At 55.7% G+C, this 18,805-nt stretch carries 12 protein-coding genes; 8 read left to right on the top strand and 4 right to left on the bottom strand.

Annotated elements, in window-relative coordinates; all coding sequences use genetic code 11:
• The first annotated feature begins 52 nt into the window (after positions 1-52).
• The 7 genes from ACR0NN_RS06690 to ACR0NN_RS06660 all read left to right on the top strand — a co-directional run bounded on the left by ACR0NN_RS06690 (position 53) and on the right by ACR0NN_RS06660 (position 10,320).
• Positions 53-2,095, top strand: a complete 2,043-nt coding sequence (locus tag ACR0NN_RS06690; RefSeq protein ID WP_170723369.1) for a dynamin family protein — start codon at positions 53-55, stop codon at positions 2,093-2,095.
• Positions 2,092-3,381, top strand: a complete 1,290-nt coding sequence (locus tag ACR0NN_RS06685) for a dynamin family protein (protein WP_480684170.1) — start codon at positions 2,092-2,094, stop codon at positions 3,379-3,381. Before ACR0NN_RS06690 ends, ACR0NN_RS06685 begins: the two co-directional genes overlap by 4 nt.
• Before the next feature lie 340 nt (positions 3,382-3,721).
• Positions 3,722-5,911 (top strand): serine/threonine protein kinase, encoded by a 2,190-nt coding sequence (locus tag ACR0NN_RS06680; protein ID WP_170723367.1) that lies wholly within the window; start codon positions 3,722-3,724, stop codon positions 5,909-5,911.
• Between the two features lie 200 nt (positions 5,912-6,111).
• Positions 6,112-7,104, top strand: a complete 993-nt coding sequence (locus tag ACR0NN_RS06675) for an FHA domain-containing protein (RefSeq protein WP_170723366.1) — start codon at positions 6,112-6,114, stop codon at positions 7,102-7,104.
• The gene (locus tag ACR0NN_RS06670) at positions 7,104-7,883 is read left to right on the top strand and encodes a protein phosphatase 2C domain-containing protein (RefSeq protein ID WP_170723365.1); all 780 of its coding nucleotides are present in this window, start codon (positions 7,104-7,106) and stop codon (positions 7,881-7,883) included. The genes ACR0NN_RS06675 and ACR0NN_RS06670 overlap by 1 nt, the downstream gene beginning before the upstream one ends.
• Positions 7,884-7,906: 23 nt before the next feature.
• Positions 7,907-9,169, top strand: a complete 1,263-nt coding sequence (locus tag ACR0NN_RS06665; protein WP_170723364.1) for a transporter substrate-binding domain-containing protein — start codon at positions 7,907-7,909, stop codon at positions 9,167-9,169.
• Between the two features lie 44 nt (positions 9,170-9,213).
• Positions 9,214-10,320, top strand: coding sequence for a transporter substrate-binding domain-containing protein (locus tag ACR0NN_RS06660; protein WP_170723363.1), 1,107 nt, complete (start codon positions 9,214-9,216; stop codon positions 10,318-10,320).
• Positions 10,321-10,706: 386 nt separating this feature from the next.
• Here ACR0NN_RS06660 and ACR0NN_RS06655 read toward each other — a convergent pair whose 3' ends face one another.
• From ACR0NN_RS06655 to ACR0NN_RS06640, 4 genes are all read right to left on the bottom strand, one after another.
• Positions 10,707-12,920, bottom strand: a complete 2,214-nt coding sequence (locus ACR0NN_RS06655; protein WP_170723362.1) for an NADP-dependent isocitrate dehydrogenase — start codon at positions 12,918-12,920, stop codon at positions 10,707-10,709.
• A gap of 210 nt (positions 12,921-13,130) precedes the next feature.
• Positions 13,131-14,096: a sensor histidine kinase gene (locus tag ACR0NN_RS06650; protein WP_170723361.1), complete on the bottom strand. Its 966-nt coding sequence runs from the start codon at positions 14,094-14,096 to the stop codon at positions 13,131-13,133.
• Positions 14,084-14,761, bottom strand: a complete 678-nt coding sequence (locus tag ACR0NN_RS06645) for a response regulator transcription factor (protein ID WP_170723360.1) — start codon at positions 14,759-14,761, stop codon at positions 14,084-14,086. Before ACR0NN_RS06645 ends, ACR0NN_RS06650 begins: the two co-directional genes overlap by 13 nt.
• Positions 14,739-16,205, bottom strand: coding sequence for a DUF4153 domain-containing protein (locus ACR0NN_RS06640; protein ID WP_170723359.1), 1,467 nt, complete (start codon positions 16,203-16,205; stop codon positions 14,739-14,741). The genes ACR0NN_RS06645 and ACR0NN_RS06640 overlap by 23 nt, the downstream gene beginning before the upstream one ends.
• A gap of 165 nt (positions 16,206-16,370) precedes the next feature.
• Between ACR0NN_RS06640 and ACR0NN_RS06635 the strand changes: the two genes are divergently transcribed.
• On the top strand, positions 16,371-18,677 hold the full coding sequence (locus ACR0NN_RS06635) for a Tex family protein (protein WP_480684166.1): 2,307 nt from the start codon (positions 16,371-16,373) through the stop codon (positions 18,675-18,677).
• The last annotated feature ends 128 nt before the right edge of the window (positions 18,678-18,805 follow it).

Genomic DNA, 18,805 nt, shown 5'->3' with positions numbered 1-18,805 from the left:
TAGTGTCCACTTTGCAAAATTATGTAAAATATGAGTTACCAGGGTAAATCTTATGAGTGAATTAAACCGCCGCGAACTTATTCGCATCGCAGAAGATATGAATGGGATGAGCAATGACGAAACACGTCATTTCATCTCGCGCATTGTTGACGACCTGTCGAACCTCAAGCCTTCGATTGCTTTCGTAGGCCAGATCAAGGCGGGTAAGTCACGCTTGATCAATGGCTTCACCGGACAGGCGGAATATCTTCCCTCAGATGTTAATCCCTGGACGACCGTTATCACCGACATGCATTTCGGCCATCCTTCGGGGCGAACTTCGGGTGCTGAGTTCCATTTCTTCGATAACCGCCAGTGGCAGGCTCTGATCGCCGAGGGAGAAGAATTGCGCAACATGTTCCCTGATGAGGAGGACAGCTATAAGCGCGAAATGATCGAAGAGCAGGTTGAGGCGATGAAGACCCGCGCCAAACTGCGCTTGGGTGAAAGCTATAAACACCTGCTCGGCCAGCATCACGACTTGGACGAACTAAACTCGGACGATCTGGCGCGCTATGTTTGCGCCGGGGATGATCCTACGGATGAAGGCCAACTTGATCCCGGCTCAGATCGTGGACTTTACAGCGATATCACTCGCAAGGCTGAAGTCTATTTCGACATCGGCCATTTCCCATATCCGGTTACTGTTACCGATACGCCCGGCGTCAATGACCCGCTGCTGATCCGCGAAGAAATCTCGCGCCAGTATCTAAAGGAATCCGATTTCTTTGTTGTGGTTCTTTCTGCGCATCAGGCTCTGTCACGGGCTGACCTGAAACTGTTCCGTTTAATGCAGGCGCTAGAGCTGGGTCAGATCGTGGTTTTCATCAATCGCGTGGACGAGTTGGGCGGTGGTGCCGAAGATGCAACCAAGGTGCGTGCCGATGTGTTGGACGGCCTCGAACAAGCGCTTGGAAATTCGGAAATTGACGTTCTCATGGGCAGCGCCCAATGGGCCCATTATGCGTTGACCGGTGACGAATCCGGCATCGATCATGATCAGATTTTGGCGTGGCTGCGCGCCCACCCTGACCAGATGAAACAATATCTTGAGGGTGTCGAAGAGATCAAGCAAGGCCCCGGCCCTATCAGCCGTGAGGGTGTTTTGCGCTTTGCCGCGATGATCGCATCTGGCCTGCCTGATCTGCGTCGCCATGTGACCAAGGCTTTGACGGAAGGACCGCGTCAAGAACAACTCAACATTGCTTGGCAACACCTCAACAGCTTTGCGCAGGGTGAGCTGGAACGCAGCACAGCGCGGCTGCGCGCGGTAGAGGACAATGATGGTCCGAACACAGCGGATGTAGAGGTGAACAACAAAACGCTCGCAGAGTTGCGGGCGCTTGTTGACGAGAAAACCAAATCCATCACCAGTGATATGGACGATGTACTGGCCAATCTGCGTGGCGTTATGGATGACACTGTCGCCGAGGCCGTTTCGATCGTGGTGCGTGGCCCGGATGGTCAATCGCCCTTGCTGGCCAAAGATGGGGATACTGAGCTGAACTTCACCCCGCTGCGCGAGCGGATGCGAGAACTTGTCCAAGGTGCAACGCAAGTCGTACGCCAGCGCATGCTCAGCGAACTCTATGCGATTGATATGCAGACCAATGCGGCCCTGCGTGCCCTTCCAGGTTGGCAAGAGCCGGTAGACAATCGCATGAACACAAGTGCAGTACGCTGGTTCCGACCGGATACAAGCGCGTTGACGCGTGGCATCACGGTAGAGCTGCGCGTGACATGGTTGTCGCGACTGATTTCGCGCCGCAGTGTCCTGAACCGCGCCGAACGGATGATCGTTCAGGAATTTGAAATGATCGGAGATGATCTGGTGGATACCGCCAGAAGTGATCTGGCAGAACGAATGAAAACTGTTCTTGATCACTATCTGGCGCTGCTGGCCGGGCATCTCGAACACCGCGCTGGCCCGGATGGGTCGAATGCGCGCGCAGAAGCGCAACGTGCGGTTGACCAAGCACGTCGTATAAGCGATGAACTGGGTGCGGTGCATGGAGCCGCGCCCGTGGATAATCGACAGGCAGAGGCCGCAGAATGATTGAATTCCCCGGAACCGAGAAGGAAGTGCGCCAGCTGGAGCGTTTCCTGACCGTCACCGAAAACGCGCCCTCATCGGCGGAACTTGATGACATGCGTGCCCGTGCGCTGGCCTATGCCGAGCGTCTTTCGAACGCGGTTTCAATTGGTTTTGCGGGGGAATTTGGTGCCGGGAAGTCTAGCCTTGCCAACATGTTAGCGGGGGCTGATATCCTGCCCACAGGGCCGCAACATCTGAAGCTGCCCCTTGTCATTGTGGCCTATGCCGAGACACCGGAAACCACTGTTGGCTGGTGGGATAAGGAACCCAAGGTCTATTCTGGCATTGCGCTGGAAAAGGCGGCAGCGGACGAACCCGATTTCATTTCGGTCGGGTTGAACACCCCTGCCCTGCAGGAAATTTCGCTGTTTGATCTGCCCGGTGCGGGTGCTTTGGATGACACTTACAAACAGACTCTGAGCTTGCTGGATTATGTTGATTGCGCGATCTGGTGCACGAATGGCACCAACGCCTGGCGTGAAACAGAACGTCACCTTTGGTCACAAGTTCCGCAAAAACTGCGCGATAACAGCCTGCTCGCAGTGACACATGCTGATCTTCCTCCGGTTCGAGATTCGCTGGATCGGGTAATTGCGCGTCTGAACAAGGAAAAGGGCGATCTGTTCCGTGCGGTCGTGCCAATTGGTACCCCAATTGCCGTTCGCGCGATGGAGCAGGAACCAGAACCTGATTTTGAGCTTTGGAAAACATGCGGCGGTCAAGACCTTGCAGAACAGGTCTTGCGCGTCGCGTCTGATCACCGACGCCACGACCTGGAAGCTGCTCAAAGAGATTTGGCCGAACAGTTCTTGCCTTATCTGGAAGACCTCACTGGTGAAGCCCCTGCAAATGACGCAGAGTCGGACACCAAGGCCGTACAGGCAAGCCTGGAATCCTCCCTTCCCCCCCTGGACAATCCAATCCTTGAGGATTGGCGCGCCGCGATCGCAAGCATCTACAACGATCTTCGTGAAAGCTCGGATATTGAACCGGCTGCCTTTTTGCAAAGCTGTCAGGAAATCGTCGAGGACTTTGCCGAAAGGCTGGAGTCCGGGTCTGAAATCGACCCCGAGGCAGACTGGATTCCGGCAGAGTTTGAAAAGGCCACAGACCTGCTTTTGCTGCTGCAATTCGAAAGCGGCGACGCGCCCTTGAAGGATGCGGTAAGCATTCTTGCGCAGCTTGGTGACAATCTTGCCTGGGCTGGTAGCTCGCTCGCGTCAGCACCTTCCAAAACCGGTACCTAAGCATTTCCCGCATTAATTGAGCCGCATTGCAGCGATTCGAACGGATCGGAATCACTCCGCTATTGTTTCGATTTCGTGGACCAAGCTTGTATTTCAGCGATATAGAATCCAAATAAATTATCAACAGGTCACCATATATGGCGATCGGAATGAACTAGAATACTAAATATGCGATTCAGGTATTTTTGATCCTTAGTGAAGCCATCAGGCGGCCCCAATAAAGTCAAATTTGAAACGTCTAACCGTCTTAAGTGTCCTGCGGTTGTGTTTGGTTGTGAGTTCGTGGGCTGAAGCCCTGGTAATTTATACCGCAAAAAACGAGTAATATGGGCGGGAAGAAATGAGCCACAACCAGGCAGTCGATGCATCGCACGACGAACCTCATATCGAAGGACTGAAACCCGGAGCAAAACTGCTGCGCGGTCAGTACGAAATTCTTCGGTTTCTCAGCAATGGCGGGTTTGGAATAACTTACCTCGCACGCGATAGTCTGGAACGCGATGTCGTCATCAAGGAATGCTATCCGGGTGCGCTGTGCCAGCGGAACGGAGATCTGGTAGAACCGGCCAATCCTGATCACAAAGATGATCTGCGCGCGATCATTGATCTCTTTATTCAAGAAGCGCGCAATCATGCGCGCCTGGTGCATCCGAACATCGTTGATGTGCATCAGGTGTTTGAAGACAACAACACAGCCTACATCGCAATGGATTTGATCCGCGGCTGTGACCTGTTGGATTATGTCGAGAACCCTGAAAACAAGAGTGGTCCGGACTTTATCATTCAAGTCACCGAAAAGATGTTGTCGGCGGTGTCGTTCATTCACCAAAGCGGCATGCTGCATCGCGACATTTCGCCGGACAATATCCTGATCGATGAAAATGGTGAGCCCATTCTGATCGACTTTGGCGCAGCGCGCGAGCAGGCGGCGAACAAATCAGCGGCCTTGCTGACACTGCGGGTGATCAAGGATGGGTATTCACCTCATGAGTTCTATGTGCGTGGTGCAGACCAAGGCCCAAGCAGTGACCTTTATGTGCTGGCTGCGACGCTCTATCACGCGATTAGTGGTGAGCGCCCGATTGATGGCCAGACCCGACTGAACGCTTTCAACAACGGCCAGGACGATCCTTACACCCCGCTTGCCGGGCGCTTCAAAGGCTATCCGGATGGCTTCCTTGAAGCGATCGACAAAGCGATGGAGGTTCACGCAACTGATCGATTGCAAACAGCACTGGAGTGGCTGCGCATGTTCCGTGGGCCCGATGTGATGTTCGACAGTTTCGCGTATCGTCCGGTTTCGGTCATTGTCGGCATGGATCGCAAAGACGAAGAGGCCGAGAAAGCGCGCATCAAAGCCGAAAGCGAAAATGCCGAGGCTGTTGTAACAGCTCTTCTGGCTGGAAACGCTGATCTGACCCTCGGGCACGAAGAAGAGCCCGACGACAATCTGGCCAAGTTCACCCCTCAGGATGAGGCAATGACAGCGGTAGACACCGTTGTTAAAAGTGGCTCAGGCGGCAGTGGTAAAATGATTGCAGGTATTGCGGTTGTTTTGGCAGCATTGGCCGGAGGTGGATTTTTCGTGATGACGGGCGATCAGCAATCGCCCGAGGCAACTCCGGTTACTGCAGAGGCTCCGACCACGCCGGCGCCCGTCGAAGCAGCATCGGAACCGGTCGAGCAGACTGCCGAAGCCGTAACAGAGCCGGAACAGGCCGAGGTTGCTTTGGCATCAGAACCAGAGGTGGCGCAAAAACAACCTGTCGAGCAGGTACAAGATGCGCCGGAAGCTTCTGCGCCAGCGCCGGAAACTGAGGAAGTTGCTGTTGCGGAACCCGACGTCACGGAGCCTATGGCCGAGGCAGCCGCGCCTGCCGAAGCTGAGGCAGTGGCACCTCTCGAAACCGCAACACCGATTAACTTGGCAGAAAACCAAGTGGCATTTGGACACTGGGACATTGAAATCCCCTTTGCGATGTCCAAGCGTCGTAGTTCGACCGGGAATACTATCGGGATCAATGGCCTGAACGAAGGTCAAGATAAGTCGGTAATCGGTGATTGGGTCGAGCGTGGCGCGACTATTTTCACCCTGAACGGTGAACCTATTCGCGCGGATGCGACACTTGCTTCACAAGTGCTGGACAATTTCTCGGTTGACCCAGACGGATACATCCGTGTGGCAGCCCGCTATCGCAGTCGGGGTGAAACACGTGCACAAAACGGATTGCTGGCACTGCCCGCCCACCGCAGTTTTGGCCTCGCAAACGGGTATACATTTGATGTGCGTCATGCCGGTGATGCAGGGTGGCAAACCGTTGTCACATCTGTTCCAGAAGGAGTGTCTGGTAGTCTGCGGCAGGGAGACGTGTTGTTGCTTGAAGCCCAGACTGGGGCCGCGATCAACGAGCCCGAGAGTTTGGATGGCATCCTTACTCAGCTGGTTTCCCAGAACCAACCCGAAGCGCGCCTGAATATTCTGCGCGACGGAACTGAAAGTACTGCGGTCATGCAGCTAACGCAGGAGTGATCGCCCGGTTCATGTAAATTTCGCCAGTTTCAGTTTGCTGGGGGTGCCGCCGATTGCGTCATCCCGTCGGGGACCGGCTCGTCGCGACGTAAATGTTTCTCTGTTTCCTCTTCATCAGTGCCCTGCGCCTTAGGCGAAGCGGTTTGTAGCAGTCCTGCGGGAAAAGCCCCGCATCAGAAATCAAAGAAGGTGACGACACCATGTTTAAATACAAAAGCCCTCTGAGCCGGCTTCTAGAAGGTGCCGGAAAACCGAAAGAAGAAGATGCGGTGGAAACTGAAACCGTTGCGGAAACGGCAGAAACAGAAAGCCCCGCTCCGATCGCGGATTTCAACGCCTTGCGAGCAGCCCTTGCGGGTGGAAACGTTAGCTCGGACAGCTACGAGGAAGCAGACGAACTGATCCCAGAAGAACCAATGCCCGAGTTCACGGAAGACCAGATCGAAGATCAGGTCACCGAAGAAGAAGTGGCTGAGGTTCAAGAGGTTGAAGAAGAAGACGAGCAGATTGTCACACTTCATCTGACCCCGGAAGACGAGGTTCAAGACGACGAACCTGAAGTCATCGTTGAAGAACCAGAAGCCGTTGAAACTGAAGTTGTTTCCGAAGCTCCGGTCGAGGCGGAAATCGTCGATGAACCTACACCTGCACCTGAGCCGGAGCCTGTTGACGTAGCCCCGGAACCAACCTTGGTCGCACCTGCACCTGCGCCCGAACCTGCACCTGCTGAGGATCGCCGCTCTCGTGTGAAGACCACATTTTTGGGTTTCGAGCGTGCAGACACGCATGTTCAGGAGCTCATGGAAACGGCTGAGCCCGTTGAGAAAAAAGAAGCAGCCCAACAGACCTTCCCGGTTGGTTGGCTGGTTGTGACGGCTGGACCAGGACGGGGTGCTGCAGTCACCCTGACCGAGGGGCTGATGCAGATCGGTCGGAATGACGATCAGGCCATTCAGCTGGATTTCGGCGACACCGGGATCTCTCGCAGCAATCACGCTGTCATTGCATATGACCCTGAGGATCGGAAATGCTATCTGGGCCACGGTGGTAAGGCCAACTTGGTGCGGCTCAACGGCAAGCCAGTGCTCAGCACGATTGCTTTGTCCAGCGGTGACCTGATCCGGATCAGCGAAACCTCGATCCGCTTCACCGCATTCTGTGATGATGGCTTTGACTGGCGGGATGCCGATTAATGCTGGCGAACCCTGCATATGATATCGCCCTGATCCTGGACCAGGGTCAGCGCGACTCGCAGGAAGACGCGATTGCTGCGCGGGTCTCTGACGCGGCAGACGCGGGTTATGTTGTTGTTGCTGATGGTATGGGTGGTCATGAAGCGGGCGAAGTTGCTTCGCAGTTGGTCATTTCTGCCTGGCGAAATGCTATGGATGCCCAGTTGGATGGGCCCGACCTTGCCGAGAGCGCACTGCTCGACGCTCTGCCGTTGGCCGCAATGCAGGCCAACGCCGCTATGGCCAGTCATAGCGAGGAAAATGAGGTCAACCTGGGCTCCACCCTTCTGGGCATGCTGATGTTGGATCAGCGTGTGTTCTGGATTTCGATCGGTGACAGTCCGCTTTACCTGTTCCGCAACGATGCGATGACGCAGATCAACGAAGACCACTCGCTAGCGCCAATGATTGATGCGCAGCTAGAGCAGGGTTTGCTTAGCGTGGAAGAGGCGCAGGCGCATCCAGATCGCAACCAGCTGACCTCGGTCATCATGGGTGCCGCGATTCCAAAGGTGGATTGTCCAGAACAGCCGCTGGCGTTGGTCGCCGGGGATGTTCTGATCCTTGGCAGTGATGGGCTTCAGTACCTTAGTAATTCCGAGATTGAAACCTTGCTGCGCACGCATATCCAATCCCCCGCCCGCGACATTGCGGACGCCTTGCTTCGGGCTTTGCATGCCAAGGCGGATCCGGATCAGGACAATATCTCAATCGCCGTGGTCAAACCGGCACAAGCTTAAACAAGGCAGTGAAACAGGACCAAATGAGAAACCATCTTATCATATCCAGCCTGGCTCTAGCGGCCGCAACGGGCACGGCCTCGGCGCAAGAGGCGTGTTCGACCTATGAAATCCAACCTGGCGACAGCTTGCGCGAGCTTGCAATCGCGGTCTACGCCACCGAAGACTATCGGTTCATCTATGATGCAAACCGGGACGTTATCGGTTCGAACCCCAACATTATCCGTGTTGGCGATTTTCTGACTTTCCCGTGTCTTGAAGACATCGGACGGACCGCGCAGCTGCCGGATACCGAAGCTGGTCGCATGGCAGCCGAGATGGCCTCTGAACTGGTAAAAGCGGCCGAGGAACGTGCGGAGAGAGCTATCGCCCAAGCCGAAGCTCGCGTTGCTGCCGCCGAAGCCGAAGCCAAGAAAGCCAGCGAGGATGCAGTGATCGCGGCGCGAGCCGCAGCCAAGAAAGAGATCGAGGCAGCACGGGCAGAAGGAGCGGCGCTGATCCGCAACGCTGATGCTGGGGAGCGCCCCGAGGTTCGTGATCGTCAGATTCTGATGATTACCGGCAGTAATTACGCCCCATTTACGGATGAGGCGCTGCCTAATCGCGGGCTCTACACCAGCCTGGTTGAAACCGCCATGCTGCGCGCCGCGCCGGAACAAGCCTACAAAATCCAGTTCGTCAATGACTGGTCGTCGCATCTGGATCTGCTGATGCCAACTCTTGCCTTTGACGCAACCTTCCCATGGTCGCGCCCGAATTGCGAAGAGGCCGAAGCGCTGTCCGAAAAGGACCGTTCTCGGTGCGAGACTTATAACTTCTCGAACCCCTTCTACGAAGTTGTGGATACCTTCTTTGCGAAGGACGGTTCCGGATATGAAGAGACTCTGACCTATTCAGACTTTGCAGGCACAACGATTTGCCGTCCGGAAGGGTGGTCTCTGTCGCATATGGATGCGGTGGGTCTTTACGAGCCCGCAGTAACTTTGATGCGACCGGTGTCACCGGATGATTGCTTCCACGCAGTCATGGATGGCTCAGCCGATATTGTCGCGATTGAGGCCCACCTGGCTGTCGAGGCAATCGGACGCTTGGGCTATGAACATCAGATTATCGAAAACCCCAACCTGGCGGCGATTAAGTCGCTTAACGTTATGACCCACAAAGATAATCCGGATGGGGAAGCGATCCTTGAGACGCTCAACCAGGGTCTGGCAATCATGCAGCAATCCGGCGAATGGCGCGATATCGTTTCGACCGCGCTGCGCTATCAAATGGAAAATGGCTAAGGCCTTGGTTGGCCTAACAAAACAAACGTCTGGAGGAAGTGGACATGTTTAATAAGAAACTGAAGAAAGCAGTACTGTCGGCATCAGCCTTCACTGTCCTGAGCGCTGGCGCCGCAGCCGCGCAAGAGGCCTGCACCAACTATACAGTTCAAGACGGCGATACGCTGGCAACCATCGCAATCGCGGCTTATGGTACCTCGAATTATCAGCCGGTTTTTAACGCCAACCGGAATGCGATTACCAATCCTGGTTCGCTCGAAGAAGGTCTGGTTCTGGCTCTGCCCTGTGAGGACGGCAGCCTGCCCAACGGACAAAGCGCTCAGGAACTGATTGCAGCAGAGGAACAGCGTGCAGCCAGCGTGAAGCGCTCGAACGTTTATGCTCCACCGATCAAAATGGTAGCCGGCAACGGTTGGGAACCATTTACCACAGAATCTCTGGGCGGTGGCGGTATCATGACCCGCCTGGCGACCACCAGTCTACAGCGCGCGGGAAACAGCCGCGATTACTCGGTCAGCTTCGTGGATGACTGGAACTCACACCTCGAAACACTTTTGCCACTTGGTGCATTCGATATCTCGATTGCATGGACAGTTCCGGATTGTAGCAACCGTTCGTATGAGTGGTCGGCAGAAACAGAAGCGCGCTGTACCCAATTCGTCGCTTCGGTACCAGTTTACGATGTTGTTGGGGGCTTCTATACCCTGCCAGAAAGCGAATACTCCAACGCGACCAAATTCTCGGATCTCGAAGGTTCCACCATCTGCCGTATGCAAGGCTGGAGCATGGTGGTACTTGAAGAAGTTGGCCTGAACCGCAAAAACACAACTGTGGTACAACCAAATTCAGCGCGCGATTGTCTTGACGCTGTACTGACCGGTACAGCTGACGTTGCGGCGTTTGAAGTTGAGCTGTTCGCTTCGACAATGAAAGACATGGGTTTGACGTCAGCAGACATCGTCGAAAACCCCTATGTGTCCACGCTGTCGTCGATGAGCTTCCTAGCGCACCGTACAAACCCGTTCGCGCGTGAATACATTGCGATGATGAATAAAGGTCTGGTCGAGATGCGCGAATCCGGCGAGTGGTATGCGATTATCTCGGATACGCTGCGCGAGCAAAATGAAAAATTGAACGCAGCATCTAACTAATCCCTCGGTCATATATGACCATTCTTTGGGGCCGGTCTTTGGACCGGCCCTTTTTTTGTCTGCTTTCGGTTTTCAATGTGGTTCTTGTCGGTCAGTTACAAGGGCGTGAAAAACCGCCAAAATCAGTGTATTGATCATTATGGGCAGACATTTGAGTTAAAAATAACATTTATCGTTAAATAAATCGGCCCGTCTACGGGAATCCCCCAATATTCAGCGCGAGTAATAGGCTTAGGATTAACTTAACTGCACCGGTGAGGCGTCAGCCCCACCACTCACTCAGAAAGAGGCTGGCTATGGGGGCCGGCCTTTTTCTTATTCTGGTGCGGAAAAAAACCGGCCTGCTTAGGCCGGTTTCTTCTTTGGTACTTTGGGTAAAGTGCAGCTTATCCGATAAGCGCGTTCAACGTTGCACTGGGGCGCATCACAGCAGCAGCTTTGGCCGGATCAGTGTGGTAGTAGCCACCCAGATCCGCCGGTGCGCCGTGTACCGCTGCCAACTCTGACAGGATCTGTTCTTCCTTGTCTGCCAGCTCTTTTGCGAGCGGAGCAAATTCGGTGGCAAGTTCCGCATCATCAGATTGTGCGGCCAGCGCCTCAGCCCAGTAACGGGCGAACCAATAGTGGCTATCGCGATTGTCAGGCTCGCCGACCTTGCGGCTGGGCGATTTGTTATTGTCCAGAATGCCTTGCGTCGCGGCCTCTGCAGCAGCACCAAGAACACCGGCTTTGGCGTTGTCTTTGCTGTCGGCAAGGAAGTTCAGGGATTCACCCAAAGCGCAGAACTCGCCCATCGAGTCCCAACGCAGGTGATTTTCTTCTACCAACTGCTGCACGTGTTTCGGGGCCGAGCCGCCCGCCCCAGTCTCGAACAAGCCGCCGCCATTCATCAGTTTGACGATCGACAACATCTTGGCCGAAGTCCCCAATTCGAGGATCGGAAACAGGTCGGTCAGGTAGTCCCGCAATACGTTTCCGGTGATCGCAATGCTGTCCTTGCCTGCTGTGATGGTATCTAGCGATTGGCGCGTCGCTTCACGCGGGGCCATGATCAGGAACTTGTCGGCCACGCCAGCAGCCTCAAGCGCCGGTCTGACGTATTTGATCAGCTCAGCGTCATGGGCACGGTTGGCATCCAGCCAGAAGATGGCTTCGGAACCAGTCAAGCGTTGACGGTCCATCGCCAGCTGAATCCAGTTCTCGATCGGGGCCTTTTTGACGGTGCAGGCGCGCCAGATATCACCCTTTTCAACCGCATGCTCATGCAGCGTTTCACCATTGGCCAGTACGATGCGGATAGTACCATCTGCAGGCGCTTCGAACGTTGTGGGGTGCGAGCCGTATTCTTCGGCCTTCTGCGCCATCAAGCCAACGTTTGCGACGGCGCCTGCGGTCGCTGGGTTCAGCGCACCATTTGCTTTGAAGAAATTGATGGCCTCATCATAAACCGGCGCATAGCAGCGGTCAGGGATTACACAGTTGGTGTCGCCCTTGGCTCCGGTCTCATCCCAACCTTTGCCACCGGCACGGATAACGGCTGGCATCGAGGCGTCGATGATCACATCCGACGGGACATGCAGGTTGGTAATGCCGCGATCCGAGTCCACCATGTACATCGACGGGCGATCGCCTTTGATCGCGTCGATCGCTGCAACGATATCTGCATTGCCCTGAACCCGCTCAAGCAAATCACCCAGCCCAGAGTTTGGATTTACACCCAACGCATCCAGTTCTGCGCCGAATTTCTCAAATACCGGTGCCAGCCAAGCCTTGACCGCATAGCCAAAGATGATCGGGTCGCTGACCTTCATCATCGTCGCCTTCATGTGCAGCGAGAACATAGTGCCGTCTTTCTTGGTGTCTTCGATGGCATCAGCCAGGAAAGACGACAGCGCCTTGACCGACATGAAAGTTGCGTCCGCCACGGTGCCTTCAGCGAGGGGCCAGCCATCTTTCAAAACCGTAACGCTTCCGTCTTTGCCGACAAACTCAATCTTGGCATCGCCAGCCTGTGCTGCTGTGATCGTTGCGGATCTCTCGTTGGCGTAGAAGTCATTGCCCGGCATCGAGGAAACTTTGGTTTTGCTGTCTGCGCTCCATTCCCCCATCGAATGCGGGTTCTTCTGGGCATAGTTCTTTACTGCCCGAGCGGCGCGTCGATCGCTGTTACCTTCGCGCAGCACAGGGTTCACGGCCGAGCCTTTGATCGCATCATACCGCGCACGGATCGCTTTTTCCTCACCTGTTGAAGGCTCTTCAGGGTAGTTCGGAATGTCATAGCCCTGTGACTGTAGCTCTTCGATGGCGGCTACCAATTGTGGGACCGAAGCCGAAATGTTGGGCAGTTTGATGACATTCGCATCTGGTGTTTTTACCAACTCACCCAGTGCCGCCAGATCATCAGTGATGCGCTGTTCGTCTGTCAGGTTCTCAGGAAAGGTCGCTATGATGCGCCCGGCCAGAGAAATATCCTTGGTTCCAACACTGACGCCAGCGGCTGATGCAAACTTGCGAATGATGGGCAGGAACGAGGCGCTCGCCAATTCAGGTGCTTCGTCTACAATGGTATACAATACGTCGAAGTTCGATTTTTCTGCCATATTCACTTACCTTTTTTAGCCTTTCAGGGGCGTGCGATCCAAGAGTGTGTGCCGTCATGACTTAGGCACCGAGCCGTAACGAGACGCAATCGCCCCACGGGTGACTCTGATTTGACAGGGCCTCCCTTAAATGAGGAATGGCTTGGGATCAATCGTATTACGCCGCGCAAATTGACACGGGTGGTGCCAGAGTTGCGCTGCGCCTTGTTTTCAGGCGCTCGGAAACTCAATTCTGAACAATGCTCCGGTATCGGATGGGACCAGCGCAATGTGCCAGCCATGCGCAGCAAGAAGGCTTGCTGCGATGGTTAGCCCCATGCCGGTCCCTCCTCGCTCGCGTGTGGTTGTAAAAAAGGGATTGAAGATGCGATCCCGGTTGCCCGCGGAAATGCCCGGTCCATCGTCGCGAACCGTCAGGGTTCCGGGCCCTGCCGTCAAAGTCACCCGCCCTGCCCCGTGACGTTGGGCATTGTCCACTAGCTGCTTAAGGACGATCCGCAGACCCGAGGCTGCCAACGGCAACGTCTGATCCCCACCTTGAAACGCAAGGTTCAGGTCCGGGAAGGATGCTCGTAACTCACCGGCAAGGTCATTGAGCAAGGTTGCGCCATGGTGTTCGGGGATCCGCGCCTTCGCGACACGATTCAGAGCGTCGAGCTGTGTTTGCATCTGGTCGCTCGCGCCGAGTATCTGCTGCAATAACTCGCGGTCCTGATCAAAAAGCGTGTCGGCCTCGGTCAGCAATTCGCTGGCTGCTCGGATGGCGGTGACGGGCGTTTTTAGTTCATGTGTGACGTGATCTGCAAACACGCGGATTGATGCCTCGCGCCGCTGCAATGTATCCGCCATACCCAGCACCGAACCTGCGAGACGAGATAGCTCTTGCGTTCCATAGTGATCGGGTGGTTCGGCGCTTTGGCCTTGCTCGACCGCTTCGGAAAAGACTGCCAGCGCCGAGATTGGGCGCAACAAAAGCCGGACAAGCAAGTAGCCAAGCACGCCTGTCGCGCATCCAATCAGGATCGTCAGAAAGCCTGCAGCATTTCGAAACCCAATTTCAGGTCCCAGATAGCGCAATGCAATCAAGCCCAGCAGGGATAAGACGAGTGTACCCGCAAGACCTCCACCAAGAACAAGCCCCAGAGATGGACGCCATTTGCGCCTTAGCCCGGCCATGCACCCATCCGTAGCCCGATCCCGTGCACGGTCTCGATGGCACCGCCCCAACCCTGATCGCCCAACTTGCGCCGTAGATTTCGCAAGTGGCTATCCAGTGTTCTATCCGACACCGGACTGCCCGTTCCATAAATCGCATCAACCAGTTGCGGTCGCGATACGATGGCCGCGGGCGTCTGCATCAGCCGGCGCAAGATCGATAACTCGGTAGCGGTCAAAGCAAGCGCGTTGCCGTCGACCCGGACCGAATGCGCCGAGACATCCATTTCAACCGGACCATGCCGCAGGAGTAATTCAACACCACCCGCCTTGCTGCGTTTCAAGATGGCTTTGATCCGCGCCACCAGCTCACGCGGGCTGAAGGGTTTTGTGACATAGTCATCTGCCCCCAATTCAAGGCCCAGAACGCGATCAATCTCATCATCGCGCGCGGTCAGGAACAGGATCGGAACGTCCGAGCGCGCCCGCAGGCGGCGGCAAACTTCAAGCCCATCAATCTCGGGCAGACCCACATCCAGAACGACCAGATCAGGTGCCTCACGTATGGCATGGGTCAACGCGATCTGACCATCGCGTGCGGTGATCGTCTGGTATCCGGCACGTTCCAGCGTGATCGAAACCAGTTCGCGCAGGCGGGGATCGTCATCCACGACGAGGATTTTCATCAACCTTCTCCGGCATAGGTTCAGTGGACAGATTACGGATCACCCGTTCTGCGCGAAAGCCCCAATCCCTCCAATTGTCGATGACCGGAGGAGTCGCGCAGTCCTGAAGCCTTTGATCTTTCTGCAACTCAGCTGCTGCCATTTGGTTCAATTGGCACGCGTAGTAGATGTCGAACCGAACCGGGTGCTCAAGATTCCAGCGGGCAATCAAGGCTGCGAAATTCACAAAACAACATGCATAAAGCACACAGATACCCAGCCCTGCTGATCGCAGCAACAGCCAGCGGTTCGATTTGCCCTGCAGGATTTGCCAGCCGGTCATCCACAAGCCTATAATAACCAGCACCATCCAAATGGCGGCGTGAATGCGCAGATAAGTCAGCCCATATGTCTCGACATAAAGCGACAGACGCATCAGGGACGAGATCACCAGCAGAACATTCTGCGCAAGCCACAGCATCATCCATCTTGTCAGTCCGCGTCTCTCGGTCAGAAAAGGCCGCGCGACCAGAGCGAAGGCTCCTGCCAGTAAGGCCGTTGCTAAAAGTGGATAGGCCCCGCGATGGGCGTATTCAGCGTAGCTCATCCCGTCAGGCAAGCCCGCGCTGCCCCAGAGAAAAATCATGTCCATCCCGGTTTGGACAGCCAGTAGCAGGTTGAACAAGATCAGGGCATTCGCAACGGATTGAGCATTCAAACCAAAGGCCGACCGGTCACGTGCCCGCTTGGGGCCAATCCGGGGTGCAATTAACTCCGGCTGTGTCGCAACAGCCAGTATAGGCCAGATTGCGATGGCTGCTCCAAGCCAGAACAACAGCCGTTCAGGCCGAAGTTCAAATCGCCATATTTGATCAATCCGCTCGGATAAGACAGGGTTGGCAGTGGCCATCAGAGATACAAGGATCAACCCGCCTCCAACTGGGAAACTCCAGTCGCGCAGTATGCGAGTTACTATGCGATCATCGCGCTTGGTGGTCGGGCCGATTTGGAAGGCTTTAATCGCATGACGCATAGCCAGCAGAGGATAAATCGCCAATAAGCGTCGGAGCGATGCACCTTGGCGTGTTCCTGTCGCCGCCCAGCACAGTGCAATAGCAGACCCTGCAATCAAGAACGCCAAGGATAGAGCCTGAACATACTCAACCACGGGCAATACGCTAAGCAACAAGAGGATCGCAGGCCCTGTGAGGCCAGCGCGGCGGCGCAACAATACAAATACGACGACGGCAACCACCAAAGCAAAAACTGCCAAAGAAATACCCAGAGCATGATCAAAGAATAAAACGTCTGCGAGTGCGATCAGAACGACCAGTCCAATGAGAGCGTGTCTATTCCGCCGCTCTGTCTTGTCGACACCTTGGCTTGGCTCATCGCTGGGGGCATCCAGCCACCAGCTGTCTTGCAAAACCGTCGCGGGTACGCCGCGCACGATGAACTGACCCATATCACTGCTCCTTGTTTATGTAGGCTTTGTCTGGCTTTGGCAGGTGCAGATCATCGCGTAGCGGTCGTGCAGTTCTTGTGCAGAAGCGCTTTTTGCTGTGCGGCCCTTCCCCTCGCCCGCGTCGGTGGCTAAGACAATCTTCCAACCGCATGTCAGGAGGCCACTTTGGACCGTATCGCCCGCACCATCGCCAACGAGATTAACGCCCGTCCGGAACAGGTTGGGGCTGCGGTCAGGTTGCTGGACGAAGGTGCGACTGTGCCGTTTGTTGCACGCTATCGTAAGGAAGTGACCGGCGGGCTTGATGACACCCAGTTGCGTACCCTGTCTGACCGCCTGACCTATCTGCGCGAGCTTGAGGCACGGCGTGAGTCGATTGTGGCCTCGATTAAGGATCAGGGTAAGCTGACAGATGATCTGGTGAAGTCGATTGCGCAGGCCGAGACCAAGGCGCAGTTGGAAGACATTTATTTGCCCTACAAGCCCAAACGCCGAACGAAGGCGATGATTGCCCGTGAGAATGGGTTGGAGCCTCTGGCCGACGCCATTCTCTCTGACCGATTGGCAGAACCGGAGGCACTGGCAGAGGGGTATGTTAAGGAAGCCGTTCCCACCGTCAAAGACGCTCTGAACGGCGCGCGGGATATCATCACGGAACGGCTGACCGAGAATGCGGCTTTGTTGGGTGAGCTGCGCAATTTCATGCAACGCGAAGCGTTGCTGAGCGCGAAGGTGGTCGAAGGCAAGGAGCAGGAAGGTGCCAAATTCAGTGATTACTTTGATCACACAGAACTCTGGTCCAAAACACCGTCGCACCGGGCGCTCGCGATGCTGCGTGCCTCAAAGGAAGGGATCGTAACGCTTGACATCGCGCCAGAGCCTGAAACCGGGGCTGCTCGCGCCGAGGCCATGGTTGCGGCCCATCTGAATACGCGTGGTGACGGGCCGGGCGACAATTGGCTGCGAAAGGTCGCGGGCTGGACGTGGCGGGTTAAGCTTTCGCTTTCCATGATGGTCGAGATGATGGCAGACCTGCGCAGCCGCGCGCAGGAGGAAGCCATCCAGGTGTTTTCACGCAACCTTAAAAATCTACTGTTTGCGGCACCGGCTGGAGCCCGTCCAACGCTTGGCCTCGATCCCGGCATTCGTACTGGGGTTAAAGCAGCCGTGGTGGATGCGACGGGCAAAGTGGTTGCGACGGATACGCTCTATCCGTTTCAGCCCAAGAATGATCTGCGCGGTGCGCAGGCCGCGATCCTGAACCTAATCGCGGCCCACAAGATTGAGCTGATCGCCATCGGCAACGGCACGGCAAGCCGCGAGACCGAGCGTTTGGTGGCCGATACGCTGTCGCTGCTGCCAAAAACCGTCAAAGCGCCGACCAAAGTCGTTGTGTCCGAGGCAGGAGCTTCGGTCTACTCTGCCTCAGAACTGGCCGCGCGCGAGTTCCCCAACCTTGACGTCTCGCTTCGTGGAGCGGTCTCAATCGCCCGTCGACTGCAAGACCCCTTGGCCGAATTGGTCAAGATCGAACCCAAGAGCATCGGCGTTGGCCAGTATCAACACGACGTTGATCAGCACCGGCTGTCGCAATCGCTGGAGTCAGTAATCGAAGATGTGGTGAATGCCGTAGGAGTTGATCTGAATACGGCTTCGGCCCCCCTGCTCTCGCACGTCTCGGGCTTGGGCCCGGGTTTGGCCGAGTCGATCGTCACGCACCGGGATATCCATGGCGCTTTTGCATCTCGCAAGGACTTGCTGAAGGTCGCTCGCCTCGGTCCGCGCGCTTTTGAGCAATGTGCGGGTTTCCTGAGAATACGCGACGGTTCAGAGCCGCTGGATGCCTCCTCGGTTCATCCCGAGGCCTATGATGTCGCGCGCCGCGTGGTTGCTGCCTGCGGGCGTGATATCCGCCAGATCATGGGGCATGACGGTGCCTTGAAAGGCCTGCGCGCCGAACAGTTCGTGAACGAGACGTTTGGTTTGCCAACGGTGCGAGACATCTTCACCGAGCTGGAAAAACCGGGCCGAGATCCACGCCCAAGTTTCAAAACGGCGTCGTTTACTGATGGTGTCGAAGAGATCACAGACCTGAAACCCGGCATGGTTCTGGAAGGAACCGTAACCAACGTTGCCGCCTTCGGTGCGTTCGTTGATATCGGTGTGCATCAGGACGGGTTGGTTCATGTCAGTCAGCTGGCTGACCGGTTTGTGAAAGATCCGCACGAGGTGGTCAAAACCGGTCAGGTTGTGAAAGTGACGGTGGTTGAGGTCGACGTGCCGCGCAAACGCATCGGGCTGTCGATGCGTAAAGACGACGGTGCCTCGGCCCGCGAGGACAAAGCAATGCGTGGTAACGGAAAACCAGCGCGACCGACGAAGTCAAAGACAAGCAAGCGAGATCGCGGTGGGCAAAGTGCCCAGAGCAGCGCATTTGGTGACGCTCTCAGAGATGCTTACAACAAACGATAGTCATCTTCATTCATAGAGATTTAGAGGCGGGGTGCGACCCAGTCATTCATGCGACCCATTGCATCTTTCGGACTATCGTTGGCTTGGTGGTTTAGACCATCTGGCGGGGCGCTAACATTCGGGTGTTG

The sequence above is a fragment of the Ruegeria sp. BA2 genome (assembly GCF_056539605.1).
This window is presented reverse-complemented; position numbering and strand designations above follow the sequence as displayed.